Raw genomic sequence first — 2988 nt, 5'->3', positions numbered from 1 at the left:
TCCTTTTCCTCTCTTACCTCTACGAATAGATTAGACCTATTTTCATTTTCTTTTTCTAACCTTGTAACTTTAGAAGCTAACTTATCCTTTTCCTTTCGGACATCTTCACTAACATTTGAACTGTTTATACTATCAAAGATAGCTAAAGCTGCAGTGATTAATAAAATTACAAAAAAATATGCTTTATACCTTCTTATCATACGAATGGCCTCCGATTGCAGCTATAATAAAACAAAAGATACAAATTTAAATTTTAACAAGTAAAAAGGAATTTATGATATTTGTAGCTAACCTGTCCTTTTAGTCAAAAAAAAGGCCACCTATACTGGCAGCTGGATCAATCTAAATAATTAGATTTACCCTATTAGTTAAGAATGAAATAAAGAAGGAACGCAGTTATAATATTTGGTAATCCAATAAAAACTGAGCCAATACTTGTTCTTTTTCGCTTCTTTCTTTCGTCAGGAGAATCAGGTGCTTCTAAACCAGCCCTAACTCGGTGGGTACCAACTAAAGAACCTGACATAAGAACTGAAATTGCTAAAAAAAATAATCCAATTGCTCCTGTCACCAAGTAAGCCTTACTTAATTCCCAAAAACCCAATGATAACAAAACACCAGTTATTGATAAAACAATTCCAATAGCCAGATACTTCAAAACCCAAACCTCCCTTTTACTAACTATCCGAATAACACGCTAAATTGTTTCAATTTTGTCATTATTATGTTTACTATTGTGAAGCTTGTTTCCTTCCTAAGTATTACTTATTATCAAATAGGTTCAAAAATTGCTTTTATAAATTAATTGATTTCTATTCCTGAAAAACCAAAAGAGGAATTTAAGAGAAAGAATCTGCAACTTTCGTTGTTTTAATGTAATTACTCTCTTACAACAATAGAGAAATTTAACTTCTACATTAGATTGGAAATCAGCATTTTCCTTCTGATGCTATTCCAAACTATTCCCCCTCAAGGCAAAAAGGCTACCTAAATGGCAGCCTTATTTTCAATCGAAAATGGAGTATACTCCAGTATTTTCATAATAGTCAAAATGATTACTTTCGTGAGAAACTTCAAAGCTTGCTGTTACTTTTTGTCCTAGTCCACCACCAAATCCCATTGTTACAGATGTAGTTCCATTATCAAAAAAGTCACCATTAACATTCCACCAAATTTTTGTTGGAGTTGTTATTTTGGCATTCACTTTTCCTGCGAATTGTTTCGAAAATAGATTTGAAAAGCCATCACGATCTAAATCAACCTCTTCTATGAAGTCAAATTGGCTAAAAGAACCAGAATTATATGTATATACAAAGATTTGTACTGTTGGTTTATAGGTCAAGGATACATCTTGTTCTATGTTAATTTCATGCATGCTAAAATCTGATGCACTAGACATGGTAGATAATGTTCGTTTTCCTGACTGTGTATTTAAAGTATTGTTTGGATTTTTGTATATTTCTTTTGCTTGTTCTATAGTTATACCTTTAGCTTTTGCTCTATTTTCGATAAATTCATCATAGGTAAGTTTATTTATAGTTACTTTCACATCCCCTGATTCCTCAAGTTTTTCAAGATTATTAAGATCTATTACTCCTGAACTATTAGAATCGGTTAGTTCTTCTGCATTGGACTGTGTCGGGCTAAACATAAATGAACCACTAATAATTAATGAACTTGCAATTGTTAAAGCTGTTTTTTTTCAAAATAATCACTCCAGTTGAAATATTTAAATAATGTTACAGTTACACATTCTAACTTAAAAGTTATTAATTGGTAAAGTGAGTACTTGTAAATTAGTAGAATGATCTTAAAAATAACCATTAAATGGTAAGTGAATTACTGGCAAAATAGTTATATGTTACTATTAATATAATGTTAAACTATTGATAAGGCTATCCAAAGGATGTGTATTAATGCGTTTAATGACTTTGTTATTTGTGATACTTATTTTAGTAGGGTGCAACAATATGGAAAGAGCTGAAGAGAAATCAGCAACAAATAAAGATGAAGAGTTAAGATATGATGGAGATCACTTAACTGTTGGAGTAACTGAAAATAAGGACTTGCCGAAAATTAAAAATATTCAATATAAAGAAGTTAATCTTGATTCATTAACACCTGAACAAGAAGAATTAGATGCCTTAATTATTACTAAAGCCTTTTTTAATGAGGCTGATAAAAATAAATATGTTAACTTTTATAAAGAAGTAGAATATCCTGTGTTTTTCGTTGGAATTGAAGGATTTAAACTCTTTGCTTTTACTACTGAAGATATGAACATAGAAAATTCCAAAGATGATAATAGTGCCTATATTCAAGGATTTAAAAATACCAATGGAGAAAAAGAGGTCTTTAAAGTTTATAAATCTAAAGAAGCTACTGATAAAGAAATATTCATTCAGATGTTTGATTATATTTCTAAATAAGTGTACAGAAACCCTCAAGTTTAAAGTAAGGTACTATTAAATACTCTAATTATAGGTTTAATTATAGTATAATAGTTTTGTAATATTTAAGAAAACCGTTCTCAACTAGAGGTCGGTTTTTTTAACAATATATTTTAGGGATTTGATAGTATTATGGAAATAAGGCTTAAAATAGATAAATTTACTTTTTTGTAAATTCATTTTCTTAATGTTCATTAAAACTATTATAAACCCACACCAGAAATCCCATTAACAAAGATAGGGCATCTGACATAGCACCCACTCCTTGTTAATACTAAGTAATTGTTCCTTAATACGGATTTCCGAGTCTTCGTGAATTTTAATTGAACTAACCTGCCCGTTTGTTCAATAAAGAATACTATAAAAAGCGCAATCCTATTCGGAATATACGCCACCTAATTTGTTAAGCTGTCTGGCTTTGTTAGCTGAGCCTGAAGATAAGGTTAGTTTAGCTGCATAAATCTGCATAGCTTAATTATTTTTTTTAATAAGTTTAATTACTCCCATTATCCCCCAAACACCAATCGATAAAGATACT

The 2988-nt window shown here is 30.1% G+C and carries 3 protein-coding genes and 1 pseudogene; 1 reads left to right on the top strand and 3 read right to left on the bottom strand.

The features are described 5' to 3' along the window. From BFI01S_RS21400 to BFI01S_RS21390, 3 genes and pseudogenes are all read right to left on the bottom strand, one after another. A pseudogene (locus tag BFI01S_RS21400) lies at window positions 1-200 on the bottom strand (hypothetical protein); the annotation flags it as partial. 164 nt (window positions 201-364) lie between these two features. Continuing rightward, window positions 365-658 carry a DUF5316 family protein gene (locus BFI01S_RS21395; protein WP_009336415.1) on the bottom strand — a complete coding sequence of 98 codons (294 nt, stop codon included), beginning with the start codon at window positions 656-658 and terminating at the stop codon, window positions 365-367. 348 nt (window positions 659-1006) lie between these two features. After that, complete coding sequence (locus BFI01S_RS21390; protein ID WP_061794381.1) at window positions 1007-1651, bottom strand: hypothetical protein; 645 nt, start codon at window positions 1649-1651, stop codon at window positions 1007-1009. Window positions 1652-1970: 319 nt separating this feature from the next. Between BFI01S_RS21390 and BFI01S_RS21385 the strand changes: the two genes are divergently transcribed. Beyond that, on the top strand, window positions 1971-2429 hold the full coding sequence (locus tag BFI01S_RS21385) for a hypothetical protein (RefSeq protein ID WP_061794380.1): 459 nt from the start codon (window positions 1971-1973) through the stop codon (window positions 2427-2429). The last annotated feature ends 559 nt before the right edge of the window (window positions 2430-2988 follow it).

The sequence above is a fragment of the Cytobacillus firmus NBRC 15306 genome (assembly GCF_001591465.1).
GTDB lineage: Bacteria > Bacillota > Bacilli > Bacillales > Cytobacillaceae > Cytobacillus > Cytobacillus firmus.
The sequence above is the reverse complement of the archived record's forward strand: the minus strand, read 5'-3'. Positions and strand labels throughout refer to the sequence as shown.

Excerpts from the sequence above, each read along its gene's own strand:
- BFI01S_RS21390 (WP_061794381.1), bottom strand. The coding sequence starts at position 1,651 with ATGTTTAGCCCGACACAGTCCAATGCAGAAGAACTAACCGATTCTAAT.
- BFI01S_RS21385 (WP_061794380.1), top strand. The coding sequence starts at position 1,971 with ATGGAAAGAGCTGAAGAGAAATCAGCAACAAATAAAGATGAAGAGTTA.